General features: G+C 56.9%; 24 protein-coding genes. 10 read left to right on the top strand and 14 right to left on the bottom strand.

Going from position 1 to position 22603, the window contains the following annotated elements:
- Positions 1-22: 22 nt before the first annotated feature.
- The 5 genes from HMPREF0183_RS01175 to HMPREF0183_RS01155 form a co-directional block, all read right to left on the bottom strand.
- Entirely contained in the window at positions 23-517 is a 495-nt protein-coding gene (locus tag HMPREF0183_RS01175; RefSeq protein WP_005881889.1) for a DUF456 domain-containing protein, read from the bottom strand.
- A 43-nt stretch (positions 518-560) separates the two neighbouring features.
- Positions 561-1835 (bottom strand): MFS transporter, encoded by a 1275-nt coding sequence (locus HMPREF0183_RS01170; RefSeq protein ID WP_005881888.1) that lies wholly within the window; start codon positions 1833-1835, stop codon positions 561-563.
- An 81-nt stretch (positions 1836-1916) separates the two neighbouring features.
- Entirely contained in the window at positions 1917-2777 is an 861-nt protein-coding gene (locus HMPREF0183_RS01165) for a DUF3027 domain-containing protein (RefSeq protein WP_005881886.1), read from the bottom strand.
- Entirely contained in the window at positions 2777-3139 is a 363-nt protein-coding gene (locus HMPREF0183_RS01160; RefSeq protein WP_005881884.1) for a cold-shock protein, read from the bottom strand. Before HMPREF0183_RS01160 ends, HMPREF0183_RS01165 begins: the two co-directional genes overlap by 1 nt.
- A gap of 55 nt (positions 3140-3194) precedes the next feature.
- Entirely contained in the window at positions 3195-3449 is a 255-nt protein-coding gene (locus HMPREF0183_RS01155; RefSeq protein WP_005881882.1) for a hypothetical protein, read from the bottom strand.
- Positions 3450-3676: 227 nt separating this feature from the next.
- On the opposite strand from HMPREF0183_RS01155, the gene HMPREF0183_RS01150 reads away from it, so the two are divergent.
- Together HMPREF0183_RS01150 and HMPREF0183_RS01145 are read left to right on the top strand one after the other, a co-directional pair.
- Entirely contained in the window at positions 3677-5677 is a 2001-nt protein-coding gene (locus tag HMPREF0183_RS01150; RefSeq protein WP_005881880.1) for a helicase-associated domain-containing protein, read from the top strand.
- Positions 5674-7302, top strand: coding sequence for a DNA repair helicase XPB (locus tag HMPREF0183_RS01145; protein WP_005881878.1), 1629 nt, complete (start codon positions 5674-5676; stop codon positions 7300-7302). The genes HMPREF0183_RS01150 and HMPREF0183_RS01145 overlap by 4 nt, the downstream gene beginning before the upstream one ends.
- A 12-nt stretch (positions 7303-7314) precedes the next feature.
- On the opposite strand, the gene HMPREF0183_RS01140 is transcribed toward HMPREF0183_RS01145, so the two are convergent.
- Entirely contained in the window at positions 7315-8397 is a 1083-nt protein-coding gene (locus tag HMPREF0183_RS01140; RefSeq protein WP_005881877.1) for an EamA family transporter, read from the bottom strand.
- A 171-nt stretch (positions 8398-8568) separates the two neighbouring features.
- On the opposite strand from HMPREF0183_RS01140, the gene HMPREF0183_RS01135 reads away from it, so the two are divergent.
- The 8 genes from HMPREF0183_RS01135 (at position 8569) to pspAB (ending at position 15731) form a co-directional block, all read left to right on the top strand.
- Complete coding sequence (locus HMPREF0183_RS01135) at positions 8569-9327, top strand: response regulator transcription factor (RefSeq protein WP_005881875.1); 759 nt, start codon at positions 8569-8571, stop codon at positions 9325-9327.
- A 95-nt stretch (positions 9328-9422) separates the two neighbouring features.
- On the top strand, positions 9423-11066 hold the full coding sequence (locus tag HMPREF0183_RS01130) for a sensor histidine kinase (RefSeq protein ID WP_005881873.1): 1644 nt from the start codon (positions 9423-9425) through the stop codon (positions 11064-11066).
- Positions 11063-12502 (top strand): S1C family serine protease, encoded by a 1440-nt coding sequence (locus HMPREF0183_RS01125; protein ID WP_005881871.1) that lies wholly within the window; start codon positions 11063-11065, stop codon positions 12500-12502. The genes HMPREF0183_RS01130 and HMPREF0183_RS01125 overlap by 4 nt, the downstream gene beginning before the upstream one ends.
- A 164-nt stretch (positions 12503-12666) precedes the next feature.
- Complete coding sequence (locus HMPREF0183_RS01120; RefSeq protein WP_005881870.1) at positions 12667-12957, top strand: WXG100 family type VII secretion target; 291 nt, start codon at positions 12667-12669, stop codon at positions 12955-12957.
- A 135-nt stretch (positions 12958-13092) separates the two neighbouring features.
- On the top strand, positions 13093-13869 hold the full coding sequence (locus HMPREF0183_RS01115; RefSeq protein WP_005881868.1) for a PspA/IM30 family protein: 777 nt from the start codon (positions 13093-13095) through the stop codon (positions 13867-13869).
- Entirely contained in the window at positions 13866-14150 is a 285-nt protein-coding gene (pspAA, locus tag HMPREF0183_RS01110) for a PspA-associated protein PspAA (RefSeq protein ID WP_005881866.1), read from the top strand. The genes HMPREF0183_RS01115 and pspAA overlap by 4 nt, the downstream gene beginning before the upstream one ends.
- 21 nt (positions 14151-14171) lie before the next feature.
- Complete coding sequence (gene htpX / locus HMPREF0183_RS01105; protein ID WP_005881864.1) at positions 14172-15083, top strand: zinc metalloprotease HtpX; 912 nt, start codon at positions 14172-14174, stop codon at positions 15081-15083.
- A gap of 69 nt (positions 15084-15152) precedes the next feature.
- Positions 15153-15731: a PspA-associated protein PspAB gene (pspAB, locus tag HMPREF0183_RS01100; RefSeq protein ID WP_005881862.1), complete on the top strand. Its 579-nt coding sequence runs from the start codon at positions 15153-15155 to the stop codon at positions 15729-15731.
- Here the strand turns inward: pspAB and HMPREF0183_RS01095 are convergent.
- The 8 genes from HMPREF0183_RS01095 to HMPREF0183_RS01060 all read right to left on the bottom strand — a co-directional run bounded on the left by HMPREF0183_RS01095 (position 15728) and on the right by HMPREF0183_RS01060 (position 22487).
- Entirely contained in the window at positions 15728-15943 is a 216-nt protein-coding gene (locus tag HMPREF0183_RS01095; RefSeq protein ID WP_005881860.1) for an RNA-binding S4 domain-containing protein, read from the bottom strand. The genes pspAB and HMPREF0183_RS01095 overlap by 4 nt on opposite strands.
- Positions 15943-16755: a hypothetical protein gene (locus HMPREF0183_RS01090; RefSeq protein WP_005881858.1), complete on the bottom strand. Its 813-nt coding sequence runs from the start codon at positions 16753-16755 to the stop codon at positions 15943-15945. Before HMPREF0183_RS01090 ends, HMPREF0183_RS01095 begins: the two co-directional genes overlap by 1 nt.
- A gap of 111 nt (positions 16756-16866) precedes the next feature.
- Positions 16867-17619, bottom strand: a complete 753-nt coding sequence (locus tag HMPREF0183_RS01085; RefSeq protein ID WP_040347591.1) for a sulfite exporter TauE/SafE family protein — start codon at positions 17617-17619, stop codon at positions 16867-16869.
- Positions 17620-17688: 69 nt separating this feature from the next.
- On the bottom strand, positions 17689-19317 hold the full coding sequence (groL, locus tag HMPREF0183_RS01080) for a chaperonin GroEL (RefSeq protein WP_040347628.1): 1629 nt from the start codon (positions 19315-19317) through the stop codon (positions 17689-17691).
- Between the two features lie 194 nt (positions 19318-19511).
- On the bottom strand, positions 19512-19715 hold the full coding sequence (locus tag HMPREF0183_RS01075; RefSeq protein WP_005881851.1) for a cold-shock protein: 204 nt from the start codon (positions 19713-19715) through the stop codon (positions 19512-19514).
- 281 nt (positions 19716-19996) lie between these two features.
- Positions 19997-20605, bottom strand: coding sequence for a LytR C-terminal domain-containing protein (locus HMPREF0183_RS01070; RefSeq protein ID WP_005881849.1), 609 nt, complete (start codon positions 20603-20605; stop codon positions 19997-19999).
- Between the two features lie 3 nt (positions 20606-20608).
- Positions 20609-20860: a DUF3263 domain-containing protein gene (locus HMPREF0183_RS01065; protein ID WP_005881847.1), complete on the bottom strand. Its 252-nt coding sequence runs from the start codon at positions 20858-20860 to the stop codon at positions 20609-20611.
- A 160-nt stretch (positions 20861-21020) separates the two neighbouring features.
- A complete protein-coding gene (locus tag HMPREF0183_RS01060; protein ID WP_005881845.1) occupies positions 21021-22487 on the bottom strand; it encodes an aldehyde dehydrogenase family protein in 1467 nt (488 codons plus the stop codon).
- Positions 22488-22603 lie beyond the last annotated feature (116 nt).

Raw genomic sequence — 22603 nt, 5'->3', positions numbered from 1 at the left:
CCTAGGCGAACCGGCCGCGCGTTTATGTGAAGTAAACGAAACACCCAACGGCGAACGCCAACGCGGCAATTGAGGCGAAGCTGAGCTCAACCACAATGCCCAGTGCAGCTGTTTTGATGATCGCCCAGGACGACGCCCAGGCTGTTGATGCGTCTTTTAACCGTTGGTATTCCATCACGAACAGACCCACAACAAAGCCCAAAAGAAGTCCCACGACTGGGATTAAGAAGAAGCCCACCAAAGCAAGCGCACCCGAAACCAACAGGGTGGACTTAGGGATTTTCATGGTTGATAGTTTGCGACCGGTGAGCACCCACGAAGAAGCCATTCCTGCTGCAACACACACCGTGATAATTGCAAAGACGATCCAGGTTGGTGTGGTGTTAGCAAAAATTGCCCACACCAAACTGCTAATCCATATGAGGATCGACCCGGGCAGCACCGGGATCACAATCCCTAACAACCCCACACATATGGCCAATGCGCACAGTACGGTCACAACAATGATCGTGGTCATTTGGGTCCTTTCGTCGCACACAGTCTACGGGGTGTGTGCGGGCCTATTTGCGCGGAGTTTTCCCGTCGTACGTGAAGAACACCAATCTGCGTGAACGGGCCCGGTGGACTCGAAGATTCTTTGCGGTCATCATCCACAAAGTACCAATGGTTATCCCGATGATCCCGGACGTCCCAGCTACCAGCAACGCAATACGTGGACCATAGGTGTTAGCGATAAAACCTGAGATAGGAGCACCCACTGCTCCCCCACCCATGAGGACTGCTGTGTACATGGACATGACACGGCCACGCACATGCGCGGGAATGGTGGTCTGAACAAAACCGTTTGCTGCCGTGAGCATGGTGATGGTGGCAAAGCCCACGCCTACAAGCGTGATTGCGAACAGTTCATACGTGGGCGCAACTGCAGCCAGAATCCCCACAAAACCAAACCCTCCAGCGGCCCAGAAAACGTAACGGAGTCTCGGCTTTTCACGGCTGGCCGAACGCAAAGCACCAGCGACTGACCCAATCGCGATAATTGAGGACAGTAGCCCAAAGCCTGCCGCATCTTTTCCGAACTCGACGCGCGCCATAGTGGCCGTAAAGATGTTGAAGTTGAAACCCAGGGTGGAGATAACAAACAGAATCGACAGGACCACCACAATGTCTGGGCGTGTTTTGATGTACGTGAAACCACCCAGGACCGATTTCAAACCGTGAGCCTTGGACCTGGGCGAAGGGTGCAGGCGAGATTTATCCAAACCAATCAGCACTGCCAGGGTGGCAATGTATCCCAGTCCGCTGATCGCGAAGACCACCGCAGCCCCTACCGAGGCGGTCAGGAGACCCGCAATTCCGGGCCCTAAGAGACGTGCCCCGTTAAAGGACGCCGAGTTGAGCGAGACTGCGTTGGGTAAGAGCCGGTCACCTACCAACTCTGAAACAAAGGATTGGCGCGTGGGTGCGTCAAGGCACATCACGAGTCCCAAAAACAAGGACATGCCGTACACCCACCAGATATTCAGCGCGCCCGTCAAATACAGGGTCAATAGCACAAAACCACTGGCACCTTGAAGCGCTTGAGTGATCATGAGGACCCCGCGCTTACTAAAGCGGTCAGCAATCGCTCCAGCAAACGGAAATAAGAGAAGTTGCGGTCCCAACTGCAACGCCATACCGATTCCCAGAGCGGCCGCGTTGTGGTCAGTTAGTTCCGTGAGCACCAGCCAGTCTTGGGCCGTTCGCTGCATCCACATGCCGGTGTTGGACGTGAGTGCTGCAGCGAACCAGTTCCGGTAATTGGGTTCGCTCAATGAGCGGAATGTCGAGCTCATGTGCCCGCCCCCATTGTGCGTGTCCTCCTACCCGCTCACCTTTAAGCGGTCGTACACAACCGTTGACGAATGTACTCTACGTCAGTGTTCTGACTGGTTGTGTTCGGTGGTGTCATCTGAACCACCGGTGTTTTCTGATTCTGTTGTATCCACCATGTCGAAATGTTCGACTTTGTCATCAATGACGGCCTGCGGAGTTTCTTCGCGACGTTTACGCACATCAGTTTCCGAGTGTGCGCCACATCCCGAATCGAGTGACACCACACGACCATCAAAAGGTGACCATTCGTTCGCACATACTCCAAACTGCATGCGCAGTGAACCTGCAATCGGTAGCAGGTAACCACATGTGGAGCAGTGCGCAGATGCGTGGCGTGAATAGTCTCCGTCGGACCCAGATTCCGAACGCTCCCACCGCGTCGCCGCACGCGACAAGCCAGTAGACGACAAAACGCGCACCCGCCCAAGGCCCAGTTCGTAGTTAGGGATCTGGTCCACGTTGTCACCAGCGACAACCTCGACCTGCTCGAAGCCACCTTCTAAGTTGTCGTCAAAGTCTTTCTTTGGCAAGACATCGCGGGTACCCAGGTCACCTGGCTGAATACGGTCTTGCCAGGGAACCCACTTGGGCGCTGTCAGAGCTTCCTCGCCAGGTAGCAAAGCAGTTTCACACACGGTGACAGGAGCGTCATCTTCCGGGGCACGTGCAATCACGGCCGTCCACGCCCAACCGGGGTACGCCGGGTCCAGACACGCAAAGGTGTGGGTGGCACTGCACCGCGCTTCGCACGAAACACCGAGGTGTCTCCCCACGACCTCGGCGGGAACAACATCAAGAAGTGCCCGCCGTGCAATGTCGACAGCGTTTTCAAGAACTGGGTCCAGCTCCAAGGTAGAACCGGGGTCCACCGATTCGAGCCATGCGGTAAAGAGCCCGCTCATTAGCCCTCCAGGTCGTCTGCGATGTGCCTGAGCACTTCAGCGACCTTGTTCGAGAACACAGGGTCAGGGAACCGGCCCTGACGAAGTCCCGCCGAAGTATCTTCAAGCAGTGTAATGACATCATCGATCATATCCGCAGTCTTTTTGGGGTCACGGTTGCGCTTGACCGCATCGATGAGACGAGCCTTGAGAACCTGCTTTCCGCGGCGCCCGTCAACTACGTCGAACTCCAGCCGTGTTCCCGGCGCTACCTTGACACCGTCGGGAAGAGCAGTCTGGTGCAAAAACATGTCGCCTTCATCGCTTGTGACAAAGCCGAACCCTTTTTCTTGATCAAACCACTTAACACGACCAACAGGCATGATTGTTTCCTTTCGGAGATGAGATAAAAAACTAGAGCGATAAGGAAGAAAAAACTTATGCTTTACGACGTTTGATGACCATGCGAACCCACAGCACACCCAGCAAAAGAATTGCAACTGGTGAGGCAATATACGCACAGGCCATCAGAAATGTGGGCGGCGTGTGGTCACGTACTCCCATGAACACGACAGCGGCCACCGAAAGCGCCCCCACAACTGAAAATAAAAGCGCTAACACAGCCAGAAGGAAGTCCGTTCCCGACATGGTCGACGCGCGCTGCGGTACGCGGTCTGGTCTTTCCCCGGTCATACGGCTTCCTCCTTTCAACAAAAACAATGGCCCACATTGGGGGCCGGTGTTAAACGCAGTGGCGAGCGCCCACAGGCAAGCCCACAAATACGTGTATTGTTCGAATATTATACAGGGCTTCTCTCACTCTGGATACCTCCCCACCTCGGAAACCATCTTCAGCCCTGACTCCAGCCACACCTCGGGCACGCCTTCAGGCACAACTCCGGGTACTACACTGGTTCGAGATGTCTACTGTGTCATTTGCGTCATGGATCAGTTCCGCCCCCAAGGAAACGCTCATAGCGATCCTGGAGTGTCGCCGTGACCTGGTCCGTTCCGACACCGCTTCTTTTCAACGCTTAGCTGGACTCGCGTCTTCCCGCGCCGCGGTAGCCGTAGGCCTGGAGTCACTTAACGCGCAACAACTTCAACTGGCGTGGAAGATGGCTCGCAGCGCACGCACCGGCCCGCTCATCACCGGCCTGCCAGAAAGCCCCGACCTTAACGCACTTATCGACGCTGCCCTCGTATGGCCCTCCGGCGACGGCCACCGCATCCAGCCAGAAGCCATTGCGCTCCTGCCCACAACTGCGTCCGCGGTAGCGACACCACCTCACTGGACCACTCTGGACACCCCAGTCTCACCTGAAACACATACCGTTCCAGACTCCGTGTCCACAAACGCTGCCGCGGCAGCCGTCAACCAGGTACTCACTGATCTGGGTGCCGTTGTAGAAGCGCTCGCAGCTCTGAAACCTTCCCAATTAGTCCGAGGTGGGATAGGCAAAAGGGACGTGTCCACCTTGGCGACGCGCACCTCGGCGGACGTTTCCACAGTGGTGTTCTTGCTGGAACTTGCCCGCGCGCTGGGACTCATCGGCGTGAGCGACTCCCCCGATGACCCGCAGTGGGTGCCCACCGTCGCATGGGATGCATTTCACGACGACCGTGCGACAGCGTACGTAGCAGCGGTGGGCAGCTGGCTCACTCTTGTTCCCAACACGCTTCACGTGGCTACCGGAACCACCTGGAACGACCAAAAAACACACGTTCTAGGCACACATCGACCACCTCCTGCGCCTCGACCAGTCATGCCGTTTGCGCGCTACCGGGTGCTGACCCTGCTCAACGAACTCGCCCGTGATCAGCAGACCATCCCCACCGCGGACCTCGTGGCTCACGCGCAGTTCCACCACCCGCTCACACTCGGGTTCGATGAGCCCACAGTTCGACAGATACTCACTGAAGCAGAACACTTAGGGCTCACATTCACCCCATTTCACGCAACCGACTCGTCCGGGCTCACACACTTGGGCGCAGCACTCGTTGAACACATACAGTCGCGCATGACCGCTGAACTCAGCCCCCTGTGCTTTGACCGCGACCGCTTAGCCGCTCCGGACGAATTCGCCCACCTAGTCACCCCGCTGCTGCCTGAACTCGAACGCACGGTCATCACCCAATCCGATCTCACCGCGATTGCCACCGGCCCCCTGCACCCGGAGACCGCAGCGGCCCTGGATCAAGTGGCGACCGTTGAAACCAGGGGCCAAGGAACCGTGTACCGGTTCACCGCGGCGTCAATCACCCGCGCACTAGAATCGGGCCTTTCAACAGCAGCGATCCTTGAGCTGATCGAACGTGTGTCCTCAACCGAGGTGCCCGGCCCCCTGGACTTCCTCATTCGTGACACGGCAGCGAAACTTGGTCGAGTCACCGTGTCAGCAGCACGCGGCGTCATTGTGGTAAACGACCCCGAAGAACTCGACCCGCTCATCGCCGACCCCCTGTTCGCAGCCGCGAAACTCACCCGAGTCGCACCCACCGTGGCCATTTCCAGCGTGGGTCCTGAACGTTTGGGCGTGCTCCTGTCTACCCACGGAATCGACGTCATGAAATCCTCACCTCCAGCCCCAGCACGAGCCCGCGTACCCACCAACACGCGCACTGTCCGCACTCGAACCACCCGGATGAACGACCTCGGCGCGTTCTATCACATGCTCACATCCCACACCGGCGACGCCCAGGGCGCACCCATCACAATTGCGGACACAATCCGCGAAGCAATCGACTCACGTACCCCTCTCACGCTCACCGTTGCAACCGCAACCGGTGGCCGCCAAGCAGTCACGCTCACCCCCATCGCGGTAGCCGGTGGCCTGGTCCGAGGTCGTCGCAGTTCCGGAGACGTGACCGTTCCGCTGGTAAGAGTGATCGCAGCACAACCAAGCAAGGAGGTGTCATGACCGGACCACTTATTGTTCAGTCGGACCGCACGCTTCTTTTAGAGTCCGGGCACCCAGATGCGCAAGTCGCTGCCGTTGCCATTGCGCCGTTCGCCCAACTGTCGAAGACGCCCGAGTACATTCACACCTACACCATCACCCCGTTGGGACTGTGGAATGCTCGCGCGAGTGGTTATGACGCGGAGTCCGTGGTCAACACGCTTATCGAGTTCGCCAAGTTTCCCGTGCCACATGAACTGTTGGTCGACATTGTTGACACGATGGACCGCTTTGGAGTCCTCACCCTGATCGACCACCCCACGCACGGATTGACCCTCCAGTCCACGGACACCGCACTGCTTGAGAAACTGCGAGAACACCCGGACATGCAAGGCATTCTGGGGCAAAAGATCGACGACGAGTCTACCGAGGTGTACCCGTCAGAACGAGGTGAACTCAAGCACCGTCTCCTCAAGTTGGGACACCCCGTAGCCGACCGGGCCGGTTATATCAGCGGTGAAGCCCACACCATTGGACTGACTGATTCGTGGCACCTGCGCGACTACCAAGAGCGCGCAGTCGACGCGTTTGTGCAAGGCGAATCAGGGGTTGTCGTGCTTCCGTGCGGGGCGGGCAAAACTGTGGTGGGTGCAGCAACCATGTCCCGCGTGCAAACGACAACTCTGATCCTGGTGACAAACTCAGTTTCTGCAAAACAGTGGAAAGCTGAGCTGTTGCGCAGAACCAGTTTGACGCCAGAAGAGATCGGGGAATACTCCGGGAACCTCAAACAGATTCGCCCAGTCACAATCGCCACCTACCAAGTGCTCACCACCCGCAGAAAAGGGTCCTATTTACACTTAGAACTCCTGGATGCGCGCAACTGGGGACTGGTGATTTACGACGAGGTCCACCTGCTGCCCGCCCCCATTTTCCGACTCACGGCGGGCCTCCAAGCGAGACGCCGGTTAGGGCTCACCGCCACCCTGGTGCGCGAAGACGGGCGAGAAGAAGAAGTGTTCTCCCTCATTGGCCCCAAACAGTTCGACGTTCCATGGAAAGAAATCGAAGCGGCCGGCCACATCGCCACTGCGACGTGCCACGAAGTACGCGTCAAACTCGACCGGGACTTGCGTTCCACATACGCGAGCGCAGAAGGCGAAAACCGCTACCGCTTAGCTGCCAGCTGTGAAGCTAAAGTGCGGGCTACAAAGCACATCGTCAAGGAACACCCAGACGCCCAGCTTCTGGTGATTGGGCAGTACCTTGACCAGCTCGAGGAGCTGGGCGAAGCCCTCAACGCTCCCGTTCTGACTGGAAAAACTCCCGAGTCTGAACGTGAACGTCTGTACGAGGACTTCCGCAACGGGGAGGTTCGTGTTCTTGTCGTGTCAAAGGTCGCTAACTTTTCCGTTGACCTTCCGCAGGCCTCCGTCGCCATTCAGGTGTCCGGCTCTTTTGGCTCCCGGCAGGAAGAAGCCCAGCGCTTAGGCAGGATCCTGCGACCAAAAGAAAACGCGCTCCCCGCAACCTTCTACACGATCGTCACGGCGAATACCGTTGACGAAGACTTCGCCCAGCACCGCCGGCGCTTCCTCACCGAACAGGGGTATTCCTACACGATCGAAAACTTCCCCCAGGATTAACTCTTCCCGGGACTAACTTTCGGTGCACGGACTCTTACAAGCCACCTCGGCCGAGGTGTCAGCAGGGTTGGCCTGCGAAGGGGAGGTGGCGGCGGAAGGGCGCGACTGCTCCTCGTCTGGCTCTTCCACGATCACCGGGATTTGACCGGTCGCAGGGTCGATGTCTTCGATCCGTACACGTTCGCGTTTCGTTTGCTGGTTTTCGCCCAACTTAACGAACACGACTCCAGCCAAAACAACAATTCCACCGCACAGCTGCACATATGTGGGCAGGTCGCCCAGCATCCACCACGAAGCCACAACTGACGCTGGAACTTCCAGCAGGTTCAAGAAACTACCCACCGTGGCACCGATCAGTTGCAACCCAATCACACCAGTCACATACGCAAGAATGGTCACGGCCACAATTGCAAGAACTCCCGCCCACCACGGAATCGTGAAATGCGCGACCGTCACCGGATCATAGGCAACCTTGAACGGCACGAGACCCACCGCGCACACAATTCCAACGACGATTGCGCCTACTCCCATTCCAAATGCCAAGAGCGGGACAGGAGAGATACCCATATCGGAACGGGCGGACATTACAAAGAACGTTGCCAAACACCCTGCTGCAGCCAGCGCATACAGAACACCCAGCATGTCCAAGGTGGCACCTCGGGGGTCCAACACAATGACCACACCTGCCATGGCCACTACCATTCCCACCAGAGTGGCAATGGCAGGGTTCACGCGAGTTCGAATCCACAAAAAGAGCACGATCAGAATGGGAGCAGTCATCTCTAAGAGCAGGGCAATGGACGGCTTGAGACGCTCAACCGCCAGGAAGAACAACAGTTGCACACCTGCCATGGTGATCACGCCGTACATGATGACGCGCATGTAATTGCCCTTGAGGTTATGCCACTTTCCGCGCATAGCCCACAGAGCGGGGACCATGAGGAGGACCGAACACCCGGTCAGACGCGCAAACGTCACACCACCAGCCGACCAATCAGACGCATACATGGTCTTAGCAATTGGTGCCGCCAAGGCAAAGGCCACAACAGAAATAAGAGTGAGAATAAAACCCCACAGCGTTGGTCGTGTCGTCATCGCATACCCCCTCACGTGTAAAAGAAAGCAAAAGCCTAGCGATATTGGAGCAGACCGCTATTTATAAGGTCAAGAGCGTCTCGCAGCCACAATCGCTAAGTGTGATGAATGCCACTTTCACATGCAGGTTAAATCCAGGAAACATCCAGAATTGAAGCGCACACTGGATGCATGACAACTCAGCATGACAACTCCGACGTCGAAGCTACCCTGCTCGTCGTTGACGACGAACCAAACATTCGCGAACTTCTTTCCACCAGCCTGCGGTTTGCAGGCTTCGATGTTGTTTCAGCCGCCAACGGTGCAGACGCGCTGCGCCTGGCCGAACAAAACGACCCAGATCTTCTGGTTCTCGACGTCATGCTCCCCGACATGGACGGATTCACCGTCACACGGCGCTTGCGCCAAGCCGGCAAGCACATGCCGGTTGTTTTCCTCACCGCACGCGATGACACCTCGGACAAGATCACCGGGCTCACGGTAGGTGGCGACGACTACGTCACCAAACCGTTCAGCCTCGAAGAGGTTGTCGCACGCATTCGCGCTGTCCTTCGCCGCACCCACGCACTCGACGAAGAAGATGACGCTGTCCTCAACGCTGGAGACCTCGAACTCGATGACGACACACACGAAGTTCGACGCGCAGGCATCTACATCGACCTCTCCCCCACCGAATTCAAGCTGTTGCGCTACCTCATGCTCAACGCCAACCGCGTGCTTTCCAAGTCACAGATTCTGGACCACGTGTGGGAATACGACTTCGGCGGAGACACCGGAATCGTCGAATCCTACATTTCGTACCTGCGCCGCAAGATCGACGTCGCGCCAGAAACCGACGAAGCTGGCAACCCTATCGACATGGAATGGACCCCCATGATCCAGACCAAACGTGGGGTCGGCTACATGCTTCGGACACCCGAATCTAAATAAACGTGGCACCGTCTCCCACGGCACGCCACAGCACCTCAGGCAAAGCGCCCTTCTGGGACAGTTGGTCACTCACGACCAAACTGCTCACCATCATGATGACCCTCATGACCCTTGTCCTCACGGGAACAGGGGCGTGGACCCTAGAGAACTTGCGCGCCAGCCTTATTGAACGCACAGATGAGAGGCTCGTCAACGCCTCGCAGGCCCTTGCCATTCAGGCCGCCGAACAGGTGTTGACGCCATCTCCCATCAAACCCCGGTCAGAAACGAGCGAGTCAGTTCGCAAACTCCTGCCAGGTAGTTACTACGTGCAGTTCTTTACCCACGACGGTCAAGAAATCGGATCACCCCTAGCGCCGTCCGAAACCAATGTGCCCATCCTGCCCACCATCGATGAGCAAAAAGTCAGCGAAATGCAGGGCCAACCGTTCAGCGTTCCGGGCACTCAGTCACAGTGGCGTGTCCTGGCTCTTCATGTCCAAGACTCCGACATTGTCGTAGCAATTGCTGTGCCCTTTGACCGCGACATTGACGGCATTAGCGAATACACTCAGAACACGATCGTGGGTATCGGCATGCTGGCGCTAGCAATTGTGGCCGGCGTGGGCTACTTCGCCATCACCAATACGTTCCGGCCTCTTAAAGAAATCGAAAAAACAGCTTCACGCATCGCTGACGGGGACCTCTCCCAACGTGTTCCCGAATATCCTCGCAACACCGAGGTGGGGCGCCTCTCCGCTGCCCTCAACACCATGCTGGGGCACATCGAAGACTCGTTCGACAGTCGTCGCCGGAGCGAAAACCGAATCCGCCAATTCGTCTCTGACGCTTCCCACGAACTACGCACCCCGCTCGTCACAATTCGCGGATATGCCGAACTGTACCGACAAGGTGCCGTGACAGATCCCGAAATGATTGGCCAGGCCATGAGCCGAATCGAAGCTGAAGCCAAACGCATGGGGGTTCTCGTCGAAGACCTAGTCACGCTGGCCCGCCTCGACGAAAGGCGACAGGTCGAGACCGGCTGGGTCGACCTCGGCGATATTGTGCGCGACGCGGCTGCCGACGCAGCCGCGCAAGCACCCGACCGCGACATCAGTTTCATCGCTTTGGACGGCACCGACGCAAAACCCGTTCCTAAAATCTACGGCGCAGAATCCAAACTGCGTCAAGTCATCGTCAACCTCGCAGGAAACGCGGTCCGTCACACGCCACCCGGCACTGCGATCGAATTCGCTGTAGGAACCGCGGGCATTCCCGTGCCCGGCCCCGAACACGCCGTCGACAAAGGCAACAAGGACAAGGCAGGAAAAGAAAAGACCGGGAAGGAAAAACCCACCCAACTCGCTCGCACAAAAGCGCTCACCAACCGCATTCTCAAACGCGAACCACTCACCGACCAGTCCGACCACGCCATCACCCCTGACGTCAACACGATGGGCGTGCAGGTGTCCGACAGCCTCAAGGGCTTCCCAGCCGGGCGTGTGCGCTTTGAAGTCCGAGACCACGGCGACGGAATCGACTCAGAGGACGTTCCACGCATCTTTGAACGGTTCTACCGTCTCGACGCTTCTCGCACCCGCGACACAGGAGGGTCCGGCCTAGGGCTCTCGATCGTCAAAGCAATCGTCGAATCCCACCACGGAAAAATTTCGGTTCAGCCCACACCAGGTGGCGGCGCAACGTTCCGCGTCGACCTCCCCATCCCGCCGGAAGAACCCAGAAAGGAACAACAGTGAGTAACAACCAATTCGGTTCAGGCTCTGACGACCCATCGTTCCCGCGCACGTTTCCACCGGCGGAACCGCAGCCTCAACAGCCCACGGCACCTCAGCAACAGCCCCAACCCACGGAGCCGCAATCCCAGCAGGCCCCAACGTCTCAGCAGAGTTCGGGCTATGACACCTACGGATCTGGAACTGCAAGCTACGGCTATGACACGTACGGTCACCAGAACTCCTACGGCATAGCTACTGGACCCACCCCCGCGCCAACAGCCCCCACACCCCAACCGTGGGCCACCTCGGCCACCACACCGGCCAAAGAACAGCGCAAGGGACCCTCCTGGGGCGGCGTTATTGCGATCGCAGCAGTAGCGGCCCTTCTTGCTGGTGGCCTGGGCGCCGGCGCAACGTACGCCCTCCAGTCGTTGCAGAGCTCGTCTTCGACACAAGAGACCTCCACCGCAGACGAAAAAATCAAGACCACCGAAGTTCCCGACTGGGCCACGATCGCTGCCGACGCAGCGAAAAGTGTCGTAGCCATTCAGGTGGGTCGCGACGGAAAAATCAGCGAGCTTGGTTCCGGGTTCGTGTACAAGCACAAGAACAGCGACGACCTGTTCATCATCACTAACAACCACGTTGTTGCAAGCGGAGACTCCGCAGGTGGCGAAGTCAAAGCAGTATTCCGCAGCGGTGCTACCGTCGCCACAAGCATTGTTGGTCGCGACCCAGAAACCGACGTGGCCGTTCTGAAAATGAAAGATGTCCCCCGAGGTGTAGACGCACTGCCGGTGGGCAATTCGGATGCACTCAAAGTAGGCGAACCCGTTATGGCGTTGGGAAACCCGCTAGGGCTGGCCGACACCGTGACAACAGGGATTGTTTCCGCCCTCAACCGGCCGGTAGCCACCTCCAACCCTGGCAGGAGCGACGAGCCTGAAGTCGCTACGATCACAAACGCGATCCAAACCGACGCGGCGATTAACCCTGGTAACTCGGGCGGTCCGCTGGTCAACGGGGCCGGAAAAGTCATTGGCGTCAACAGTTCCGCGGCCGCCCTGCCGGGCACTGCCGAAAGCGGTCAGGCAGGTTCGATCGGCATTGGGTTCGCCATTCCGATTGCCCAGGCTACCTGGATTGCTGACCAACTCATTGAATCGGGTCATGCACAACACGCGTTCTTGGGCGTCAAAATTACTTCCGGCGAGGTGTCCAGGAGCGGTGTGACGGTTGGTTCAGCTGTCGTTGACGATGTGGAAAGCGGGTCTCCAGCTGACCAAGGTGGGCTCAACAAGGGTGATCACATCGTTGCTTTCGACGACACCCCGGTCAACGGGGCGGTGAGCCTCCAAGCCCTCACACGTTCAAAAAAGGAGGGTGACACGGTCAAACTCACCATCGTCCGAGGTGGTCACCCCACAGACATTCACGTCACCCTCGCCTCGAAATAGGTGCAGGAGCGCTGTGGATAACGCTCGTCACTGAGTGGTTACTGTTCTGTGGACGCTTTGCGCTTATCCACACGCCTCCTCTCCCCCGTTTCTTTTGTGTCGATTGCGGTTCATTGTGAAAAGACGCCGGTTTCACAAAGGCGTGAACTCCAGAAAGGAACACAATGTCATACTTCGAAGTCGATTCAGAACGGGTCATCTCTGCTGCCGGCATGGCGAACAAAAGTGTAGAGACCCTCAGCACTGAAACTGACGCCCTGATGGCTCATTTGAACTCTCTTGCAGACAGCTGGAAGGGTGGTGCTGCTCAGAACTTTCAGTCGGTTGCAAAAGAGTGGGAAGGCGTTCAGCGACGCGTTCACGAATCCCTTGGGAAGATTCGCGACGCACTCCAAACAGCAGGAACCCAGTACTCAGATGTGGAAAATTCCAACATGAGAATGTTCAGCGCCTAGCGCGTGCTACATGCGCTTGTGGCATGTCTTCTTGGTCATCTCACTAAAGAAATTCACAGCCGAACCCAGTAGGGTTAGAGATGGACGAATCGACCATATTAACGGTCAAACTGGTGACCAAGGAGACATCCACTCATGAGCATCTTTAAGCGCATCGCGATGATTTTCGGCGCTAAAGCCAACAAGGCTTTGGACAAGGCCGAAAACCCTAACGAAACACTTGACTACTCATACCAAAAACAGCTCGAACTGCTCCAAAAGGTTCGTCGCGGAGTAGCCGATGTTGCAACAAGCCGTAAGCGTTTGGAACTGCAGATTGGCCAGCTCGAACAGCAACAGGACAAACTGCAGGGCCAGGCGCAAAAGGCGATGGAAATGGGTCGTGAAGACTTGGCTCGTGAGGCTTTGACTCGCAAGTCTGGCCTCAACCAGCAAATTGCCGACCTCCAGTCTCAGCACCAGAACCTCCAGGCTGAAGAACAGAAGCTCGTCAACGCATCGCAGCGCCTACAGAGCAAGGTGGAGTCCTTCCGCACCCGCAAAGAAACCATCAAGGCCAACTACAACGCGGCTGAAGCTCAAAGCAAGATCGGTGAAGCATTCAGCGGAATCTCTGAAGAGTTCGGTGACGTTGGACTCGCTGTTCAGCGCGCTGAAGACAAGACGGCAGCACTGCAGGCGCGGGCTGGAGCCGTTGACGAACTCATCGCCAGCGGTGCCCTCGACGACGTGACCGCAGGGCCTAACGACGACATTGACCGTCAGCTTGCTCAGCTGTCGAGCGACTCGGATGTCGAATCTGAACTCGCTCGGATGCGCGACTCGTTGCCAGCTTCCAACAACTCGGCACGCCCGCAGTTGGAAGAAGCACAGGACGCTCAGGTCGACGACGTTGAGGGAGAACAGAAGTGATTATCCGCGTAATGGGCGAAGGCCAGTTCAATGTGGCCGACGTCGACGAAGAACAACTTCAAACCTATGACAACGAAGTAGAAAAAGCAGTCGCCGACAAGGACCTCGCACATGTGCAGGACGCGCTCACACGCTTGCGTGAATTCGTTTTGGAACACGCCACCCCAGTAGACGAAGACTATTTGGGACCATCTGACATCGTGATTCCTTACGCCGACGCAAACCTCGAAGACATCGACGAACTACTGACAGGCGAAGGGTTCATCCCCGACCTGTCCTAAAACCACATAAAGGAGGCTCCCGTGTCTGCGCGTGGGCGCTTTGTCAAAGACCGTGGTCTGAACTTCAGAATGGGCACGGCACTGTTCCTCAACGGGCTCATCTACGTCATTCTGATTTTAGGCATCTGGTACGTCCTAGGACGTAGCCCAGCCGGTGTTGTATTCGCCCTTGTCATCAGTGTGGGAGCCTTCTTTTTCCAGTGGTACTTCTCTGACTCCATCGCGCTACGCGCCATGCGCGCACGCGTCGTTTCAGAACAGGAAGCACCAGAACTGCACGCGATCGTTGACCGGCTGTGCCAGCTGGCCGACTCCCCCAAACCACGCGTCGCATATTCGAACTCGCCTGTGCCCAACGCCTTCGCTACAGGGCGCTCCCCACAACGCTCCGTAGTCTGTGTCACGCAAGGGTTGTTACAAACACTTGAACCCAAAGAAGTCGAAGTGGTTCTAGCTCACGAACTGTCCCACGTGGCTCACCGCGACGTCACCGTCATGACGATCGCAGGTGTGACGGGTGTGGTTGCAGGGCTCTTGGTCCGCATGGGCTTCTACACGCGCTACCGCGGTTCAAATAACAACAACAGCGCTTTAGTGCTCCTGGGTCTGATGGCCGTAGGTGCCATCGTGTACGTGCTCAGTTTCTTCCTCATTCGGGTTCTTTCCCGATACCGCGAACTCGCAGCCGACCGCGCGGCCGCTCTTCTCACCGGCGCCCCGTCGACCCTCGCCTCGGCCCTGACGAAACTCAGTGGACAGATGACCACCGTGCCAACACAGGACCTCCGTGCGCAAGGAGCCGCGAACCACTTGGCCTTCCTGCCGGCGGTCAACGGTAAATCGGTGAAGCAACTGTTCTCCACCCACCCGTCACTTGAACAGCGCCTTGAACAGCTGAGCAAGATTTCGACACAGCTGTCACGCCCTCACTAAGCACGAACACGCTCCGCATGAACAGCGCACACAGCACTCGCTCGATCGCAACCAAGATAAGGGCAACATATGGGATTCTTTGACGCTCTCATGGGCCGCAGCAAGCCCAAAAAGCCACAGCTCGACAACCTCTTCGCAGTTCCAGGCGCAGCACTCACACTCGAAGTGTCAACCAACTTCAGACCCACTGGCGTCGCAGCTGTCGCATTCCGCGCCATGGAGGGTGCCGCAATTGCGCAAGCAGAACGCGAAAGTGTCGACCTCATCAAAATGGACAACGCCACCAGCGTTCGGCAAGAAACAGACGAATTCGGGTACACGTGGCAAGTGGTACGCGATGAAGACCGTGACATGTCGCGGCTTATGACAAACGTGCACGCCATCAACTCAGCACTCGAAAACCAAGGGTTCGGGCCCATGTTGCTGTGCTCTTCCACGTATTTCCGCGACTCAAACGGCCAGAACGCCACAATCGTGTACTTATATAAACGAGGAACCTTCTACCCGTTCGTCCAAACAGGGAAAAACGTTCGAGACACGGCTGTAGAGTTCAACCTCAAAGCGGCAATCGGTTCTGATCTTCCCATGGAAAACGACACGTCCAAATGGTCGCCCCTGTGGGACGCTCCCGGGATGACAGACAGTTAACCGCGCCCCGAGATCTCGAACTCAACCCCAGCGACACTCACCACATCGCCGATCCGCAGGGTGGCACCTCGGCGGGTATCAACCTGACCGTTCACCGTCACGTCCCCACCCTGGATCATCTCTTTGGCCATAAAGCCGTCCTCAGCGACCCCGTGCAGTTTGAGGGCTTGACCAAGTTTGATGGTGTCGTCGCGAATCTCTAGCTTCTCCATCAGAAGTCAAAGCCTCCGAAGTCGCCGCCACCAAAGTCTCCTCCGAAGTCGCCACCCCCGAAGTCGCTGCCGGCATCTGCGCCACCGGCGTCACCATTCATCGCGTCGTTGAAACCGTCCGCGTACGAACCGTCAAAATTATGAGCGCCACCAAACATCATAGCACCCAAGAGCATTCCCGGAAGCAACCCGGAACCCGCATAAGAATTGAAGTACCCCCGGTTATACGCGACATAAGACGGACCAGCTTCCCAGTAGTTCCGGCGCGTGTAGCCATCTGCCGTGGTGACCTTGCGAGCTGCAGGCTCCGCGCCCACCGCAACACGTTCTGCATCAGCGGCGCACACCGGAACAGGCCGAGGTTGCCCTCCCACGGGCGCCCAATCGACGTTCTCGACGCTGGGGCCATGTTGGGGGTTGAAAAAGCATGGCGGGGTGCGGGTAGGAAGAGGCTTCCCATCAACGCGCGCCCGCACGCAACTAGCCGCGTACCGGCCGTCTTCGAGTGCTTCCGTGACATGTTTAATCGCGTCCGGATCCTTCACCCGGTCCAAGGTTTCTTTTGCCGTTTCATACGCGTTCAAAGCGCGTTGGTAGTCCTGACGACCGCCTTCATCTAACTCAACACCAGCAGTAATAGTGTCCAAGTACGCCACTTCTTCACCAAACTCAGTCACATCTTCGTGAGCTGTTTTCTTTACTGCTTCTAAAGCTGCCTGCGCACGAGCCTGTTCCTGCTGTCTATTGGATTTTTGGATCATAAACGCGCCTGCAAAAGTCACAGCAAGCACGATAAGAAACACGAAAAGCATTCAAAACCTTTCACGGGGTAAAACCCTTGTTGAGCGCCACCATTATCGCGAATCACTCTGAATACCAGCTGAGTCCCACCGGAAGTCTCGCCTAGTAGCTGACTGTGCGGCCTAGCCCGCTAACTCGCTCACGCCCTTAATGATCGTGAGAATTCCGCCCAGCATCGCCAATGACAACATGACCACACGAGAAAGCTGCACCGGAACCTTACGCGCACCGAAATCACCTGCCACCTGACCCGCCAGCAAAGACACAGCCACCGCAACCCACACCTCGGGCGCCATTTGCGGCCACGCTGCCTCTTCCAAAACCAGTTTGCTCGCAACCGAAGCTGCTCCAATCGTGATGAAAACTGGCTGGATTGACGCGGCAAACGCCACCTGTTGCCACCTGGAGAGAACTGCGTACGAACTCAAAAACGGCCCGCCCATGCCGGCCGACGCATTCATGACACCCGAGCCCAGCCCAAACAGGAACGCATTGCGAGAACAAAACTTGATGGGGTCAAAGATCCGACTTAAATACAAGGACGTCGCAAGCGACCCCACGATCAGCACGCCAATGAATACGTTGAGCCACGCAGTGGGCATGCTACTCGCCAACAGAGCACCCGGAAACGTGCCCGCTAAAGCCCCAGCAATGAGCACGCCTGCCTGTTTCCAATGCACATTGCGCCACGTACGGGCAAAAACAATCACGGACGACACCGCGCCCAAAATATTCACCAGGACAACACCGGGAATCGGCGCCAAAACAAGAACAATAAAAGGTCCAGAAACTAGCGCAAATCCCATACCTGCCATCCGCTGTAGAAGAGCACCCACAAAAGCGGTAGTGCAGATCACAAATATGGCGAGAGTCATTTGCCCACTGTAACCCAATGTGGCCCTCTGCCGTACGGCAGAGGGCCACATTTGAGCTAAGCGACTAGATTAGAAATCCATGCCGCCCATGCCACCGGTTGGGTCAGCCGGAACCGCAGGAGCCGGTTCAGGCTTGTCAGCCACAACTGCTTCGGTGGTGAGGAACAGACCTGCAATCGATGCAGCGTTCTGCAGTGCCGAACGCGTCACCTTGACAGGGTCGTTAATTCCTTCAGCGAGCAAGTCGACGTATTCGCCGGTTGCTGCGTTGAGGCCGTGGCCGTCTTCCAGACCGCGGACCTTTTCAGCTACAACGCCTGGTTCCAGACCTGCGTTGGTTGCGATCTGCTTGAGAGGCGCGTCAATAGCAACCTTCACAATGTTCGCACCGGTTGCTTCGTCACCTTCCAGTGAGAGCGAGTCAAACGCCTTCTTGCCGGCCTGGATCAGAGCAACACCACCACCGGCGACGATACCTTCGTCAACGGCAGCCTTTGCGTTGCGGACAGCGTCCTCAATGCGGTGCTTACGTTCCTTGAGCTCAACCTCGGTAGCAGCGCCAGCCTTGATAACTGCAACACCGCCAGCGAGCTTCGCCAGACGTTCCTGCAGCTTCTCGCGGTCGTAGTCGGAGTCCGAGTTTTCGATCTCCTGGCGGATCTGAGCTACGCGACCAGCAATTTCGTCGGAGTCTCCGGCACCTTCCACAATGGTGGTTTCGTCCTTGGTGACAACAACCTTGCGTGCGGTACCCAGGAGGTCCAGGGTTGCGTTTTCGAGCTTGAGGCCCACTTCTTCTGCGATGACCTGACCACCGGTCAGGATCGCAATGTCAGCCAGCTGAGCCTTACGACGGTCACCAAAGCCAGGAGCCTTAACAGCAACCGACTTGAAGGTCCCGCGGATCTTGTTCACAACCAGAACTGCGAGCGCTTCACCTTCAACGTCCTCGGCGATGATCAGCAGTGGCTTACCGGACTGCTGGATCTTCTCGAGAACCGGCAAGAGGTCCTTCACGTTCGAGATCTTGGAGTTGACGATCAGGATGTACGGGTCTTCCAAGACCGTTTCCTGACGTTCAGCGTCAGTGACGAAGTATCCGGAGATGTATCCCTTGTCGAAGCGCATACCTTCAGTGAGTTCGAGCTCAAGACCAAAGGTGTTGGATTCTTCAACGGTGACAACGCCTTCTTTACCGACCTTGTCGATAGCTTCAGCGATCAGTTCACCGATTGCAGGGTCACCAGCCGAAATACCAGCGGTAGCAGCGATCTGCTCCTTGGTTTCGACGTCCTTAGCGTTTTCAAGAAGAACCGAGGTAACTGCGTCGACAGCCTTTTCGATTCCGCGCTTGAGGCTCAGTGGGTCAGCACCGGCTGCGACGTTGCGCAGACCTTCGCGAACCAGAGCCTGAGCGAGAACGGTAGCGGTAGTGGTTCCGTCACCGGCAATGTCGTCAGTCTTCTTAGCTACTTCTTTAACCAGCTCGGCGCCGATCTTTTCGTACGCGTCTTCGAGCTCGATTTCTTTAGCGATGGAGACACCGTCGTTGGTAATCGTCGGTGCGCCCCACTTCTTTTCCAGCACAACGTTGCGGCCGCGAGGTCCCAGCGTCACCTTGACTGCGTCAGCCAGGGTGTTCAAACCTGTCTCGAGGCCACGACGAGCTTCTTCGTCAAATGCAATGAGCTTTGCCATAGTGGCGAGCATCCTCCCTGTGCGGGTGGCTTGTGTTCACGTTGTACAGAGCCCGCGACGGCGGGGCTTACTCAACCGATTCCCTTCTTCGGTTCAACAAACCCTCATCTGCACTCAGTGCTTGCCACGTCTAGATTTAGCACTCTCCACCATCGAGTGCAAATGCAGAGCGCCTTAGGCGCGTGAAATTCTCTTTAGAGTGGCGTAACGCCTTCAGCCTGCGGCCCCTTGTCTCCCTGGCCCACATTAAATTCAACCTGCTGGCCTTCTTGCAACGAACGGTATCCATCCATCTGGATCTCCGAGTAGTGCACGAAGATGTCCTGGTCACTGCCGTCAACGGTGATAAATCCGTAGCCCTTTTCAGCGTTGAACCACTTGACCGTTCCCTGCGTCATTATCTTCTCCAGTTGTGTATTGCATCGTTGCGTACATGTGTAGCACTCCCGATCCTACCGAGCTTTGACGCATGTTTTTGCAGGTCGCAGCGTATTTATGTTGCGTCAGTTCACGCACTCATAAGCGTGCACTCAAAAAACACACCACCAAAGACGCAAAACAACAATAAAACCACGATTTTCCACGCAATCACACCATTTAATGCCGATCTTCGTAGGAAAATGCACAGGAAAACTTTTTTTAACACGGCGTGTGCATCTACAGCACACATCCATGACGTTTATTCGCTAGCGCCACTTTCTTCGCTGTTTTTACTGGCTCCGTCAGTCGCCTCGGCACTGGGCTCATCTGACGCCAAACCCTTTGCAATATCAGAGTTCAGCAACAGCGTGATGTCAGTGCTGTACTTGGGACTAGACTTCACGTCCTCTGCACCAACGACCTCGGCGAGAGCTTGAGCTTCGTCTTTAAAACCATCCGCGTAGTACACAACTGAAGTAGATGACGAAGACCGCCCACGTTCCGTCTTCACATCGGACCAACCGGCGTCTTCGATTTTCTTTGCAACCGTCGTATCCGCTCCGGTCACGCCTGAAGCGTTGAGAACCTGCACGGTTCCCGAACGCTCCTTCACATTGACCGAAGTCTCCGACGGCTGTGGGGTTGCGGTTTCGCTATTTCCAGGACCAGCGACCTGTTCCTCTGGGTCAACCGCAGAAGATCCAATGATCCGCACCACCCCGATCACTAAAACAACAGCAACGACCGCCAGAACGGCGATCAGCGAAATCGCCGCGGTCTGACTCATACCACTCGATTGGCGACGGTGCGCTCCTTTACGTCCCGACGGAACGATGGAGTCGAATTCGTCTGGTGGGTACTTGGTCATGTTTTAACGGGCCATCCTCTGGGCTCGATCACGTTGGCGTCCGTCACGGATCCGACGGAGACGTTTGATCAAAATAGGGTCTTGCGCATAGGCATGCGGGTTGTCTAAAAGCGAGTTGAGAATCTGAAAGTATCCGGTCGAACTCAGGTTGAACTGTTCACGAATCGCGTGTTCTTTAACACCGCCGAGGGTGTGCCACTGCCGCTCAAATTCGAGCACTTTCTGCTCGAGTTCGCTTAGCTGTTCAGATTCCATGTCACCTTCCTTCACTGCGCGCTATTCTACCCACCATTACCCTTCCAGCGTTTCAGACACTTCGAGGGAAGCAGAAACGGGAGCGCTGTGCACTCCCGTTTCTATCACGCCGAGGTCGTTCCCACCCGCCTCTCAAAGGGCAGGTGTCCGCGGGTCAGGTTCAGCGAATCGCTACGTTGATCTGTTTGAATTGGGTGAAACCTTCCAGCATTCCTTCCAGTGAGGCTTCACGCCCAAAACCGGAGGTCTTCATACCACCGTAGGACTGCCCAACCTGCTGGCCACCACCCTGGTTGACCTGGACCCAACCGGATTCGATTGCGTTGGCCACCCGCAGTGCGCGGTCAATGTCCTTGGTGAACACGTATGCGGCAAGGCCGTAGTCGGAGTCGTTTGCCATGGCGATGACTTCTTCTTCGGTTTCGAATCGGATCACCGAAAGAACTGGACCAAAGATTTCTTCGCGGCTGGTTTGCCAGTCGTTCTTCGCGTTAGCGAACACAACAGGTGCGTGGTAGAAACCAGGTTCCCCAACTTCGAGGGCATCGCTGCCGTCATATGCGACGTCCACGCCTTCCATGGAGCGGCCGATTTCAATGTACTGCGCAATCTGGTTGTACTGCTTTTCGTTTATGACACAGCCGATGTCGGACGACTCATCGCGTGGGTCACCGACCTTCATGCCCTTGATGCGCTCAACGAGCTTGCCCAAAAATTCGTCGTAAATGGCTGCGTGGATGAACAGACGCGACCCCATGGTGCAAGACTGCCCCTGACGTGCAAACCGGGTAGACAGAAGCACTTGGTCCAGAACCTCATCAGACATTGCGTCCGGGAACACAATGTTGGGGCTCTTACCGCCCAACTCCATGGAGGAGTGAGCGAGCCGGGCGCCTGCCACCTTGGCCACGTGGCGACCAACGCCGGTGGAGCCAGTGAACGACACCTTGTCAACGTCTGGGTGCTGGGTCAGGGCTTCACCGATCACCGATCCCTTACCGGTCACAACGTTGAGAACTCCGGCAGGAAGGATGTCGCCAATAATCTGGGCCATCCGCAAAATAGTGAGCGGCGCGTCTTCGGCACACTTGAGAACGATGGTGTTTCCTGCAGCCAGGGCAGCAGGAGTTTTGAACGCTGCGATCATGAGTGGTGAGTTCCACGGCAGAATACCGGCCACCACACCGAGTGGCACGCGCTTGGTGAACTGCAATTGGTCTGGCCCGGTTGGCAGGGTGTTGCCTTTCACTTCACCCGCGACTCCACCAAAGTAGCGGAACAGGTCGACCAGAATGTTGGTTTCTGGGCGCGCCTGGGTGCGGACCGCGTTCCCTGTGTCCAGGGCAGTGAGCTGAGCAAGGTCCTCAGACGCTTCTGCCAGTGCATCGGCGCACTGGGTGAGCAACTTCTGGCGTTCCTTGAAGTGCAGCTGCGACCATGCTGGGAAGGCAGCGCGGGCTGCTTTGACGGCCACGTCAGCGTCTTCAGCTTTTCCGTTCGGAACAGTTGCGATGACCTGGTTGCGGTCGATTGGAGTGATGACGTTTGCGCGGCTTCCGTCAACCGCGTCAACCCATTCGCCACCGATGAACATCTTCCAGTCTTGCGCCTGAGGGAAATCAGCCATGTCGATCCTTTCGTTGGATAAACCTCCCAGCCAGCATAGCGATACTGCGTGATGCTCGACACATCAGTCCATGGTCCGTCACATGCAAAAATCGCACATCGGCTGTGCGCCCTGCA

Origin of the sequence: Brevibacterium mcbrellneri ATCC 49030 (assembly GCF_000178455.1) — a bacterium.
Taxonomy (GTDB): domain Bacteria; phylum Actinomycetota; class Actinomycetes; order Actinomycetales; family Brevibacteriaceae; genus Brevibacterium; species Brevibacterium mcbrellneri.
This window is presented reverse-complemented; position numbering and strand designations above follow the sequence as displayed.

Excerpts from the sequence above, each read along its gene's own strand:
- HMPREF0183_RS01115 (WP_005881868.1), top strand. The coding sequence starts at position 13,093 with ATGAGCATCTTTAAGCGCATCGCGATGATTTTCGGCGCTAAAGCCAAC.
- HMPREF0183_RS01060 (WP_005881845.1), bottom strand. The coding sequence starts at position 22,487 with ATGGCTGATTTCCCTCAGGCGCAAGACTGGAAGATGTTCATCGGTGGC.
- HMPREF0183_RS01095 (WP_005881860.1), bottom strand. The coding sequence starts at position 15,943 with ATGGAGAAGCTAGAGATTCGCGACGACACCATCAAACTTGGTCAAGCC.
- groL (WP_040347628.1), bottom strand. The coding sequence starts at position 19,317 with ATGGCAAAGCTCATTGCATTTGACGAAGAAGCTCGTCGTGGCCTCGAG.
- HMPREF0183_RS01065 (WP_005881847.1), bottom strand. The coding sequence starts at position 20,860 with ATGGAATCTGAACAGCTAAGCGAACTCGAGCAGAAAGTGCTCGAATTT.
- HMPREF0183_RS01150 (WP_005881880.1), top strand. The coding sequence starts at position 3,677 with ATGTCTACTGTGTCATTTGCGTCATGGATCAGTTCCGCCCCCAAGGAA.
- HMPREF0183_RS01130 (WP_005881873.1), top strand. The coding sequence starts at position 9,423 with ATGACCCTCATGACCCTTGTCCTCACGGGAACAGGGGCGTGGACCCTA.
- HMPREF0183_RS01085 (WP_040347591.1), bottom strand. The coding sequence starts at position 17,619 with ATGACTCTCGCCATATTTGTGATCTGCACTACCGCTTTTGTGGGTGCT.
- HMPREF0183_RS01145 (WP_005881878.1), top strand. The coding sequence starts at position 5,674 with ATGACCGGACCACTTATTGTTCAGTCGGACCGCACGCTTCTTTTAGAG.
- HMPREF0183_RS01165 (WP_005881886.1), bottom strand. The coding sequence starts at position 2,777 with ATGAGCGGGCTCTTTACCGCATGGCTCGAATCGGTGGACCCCGGTTCT.
- HMPREF0183_RS01155 (WP_005881882.1), bottom strand. The coding sequence starts at position 3,449 with ATGACCGGGGAAAGACCAGACCGCGTACCGCAGCGCGCGTCGACCATG.
- HMPREF0183_RS01120 (WP_005881870.1), top strand. The coding sequence starts at position 12,667 with ATGTCATACTTCGAAGTCGATTCAGAACGGGTCATCTCTGCTGCCGGC.
- HMPREF0183_RS01090 (WP_005881858.1), bottom strand. The coding sequence starts at position 16,755 with ATGCTTTTCGTGTTTCTTATCGTGCTTGCTGTGACTTTTGCAGGCGCG.
- HMPREF0183_RS01135 (WP_005881875.1), top strand. The coding sequence starts at position 8,569 with ATGACAACTCAGCATGACAACTCCGACGTCGAAGCTACCCTGCTCGTC.
- HMPREF0183_RS01160 (WP_005881884.1), bottom strand. The coding sequence starts at position 3,139 with ATGCCTGTTGGTCGTGTTAAGTGGTTTGATCAAGAAAAAGGGTTCGGC.
- pspAB (WP_005881862.1), top strand. The coding sequence starts at position 15,153 with ATGGGATTCTTTGACGCTCTCATGGGCCGCAGCAAGCCCAAAAAGCCA.
- HMPREF0183_RS01070 (WP_005881849.1), bottom strand. The coding sequence starts at position 20,605 with ATGACCAAGTACCCACCAGACGAATTCGACTCCATCGTTCCGTCGGGA.
- HMPREF0183_RS01170 (WP_005881888.1), bottom strand. The coding sequence starts at position 1,835 with ATGAGCTCGACATTCCGCTCATTGAGCGAACCCAATTACCGGAACTGG.
- HMPREF0183_RS01075 (WP_005881851.1), bottom strand. The coding sequence starts at position 19,715 with ATGACGCAGGGAACGGTCAAGTGGTTCAACGCTGAAAAGGGCTACGGA.
- HMPREF0183_RS01140 (WP_005881877.1), bottom strand. The coding sequence starts at position 8,397 with ATGACGACACGACCAACGCTGTGGGGTTTTATTCTCACTCTTATTTCT.
- HMPREF0183_RS01175 (WP_005881889.1), bottom strand. The coding sequence starts at position 517 with ATGACCACGATCATTGTTGTGACCGTACTGTGCGCATTGGCCATATGT.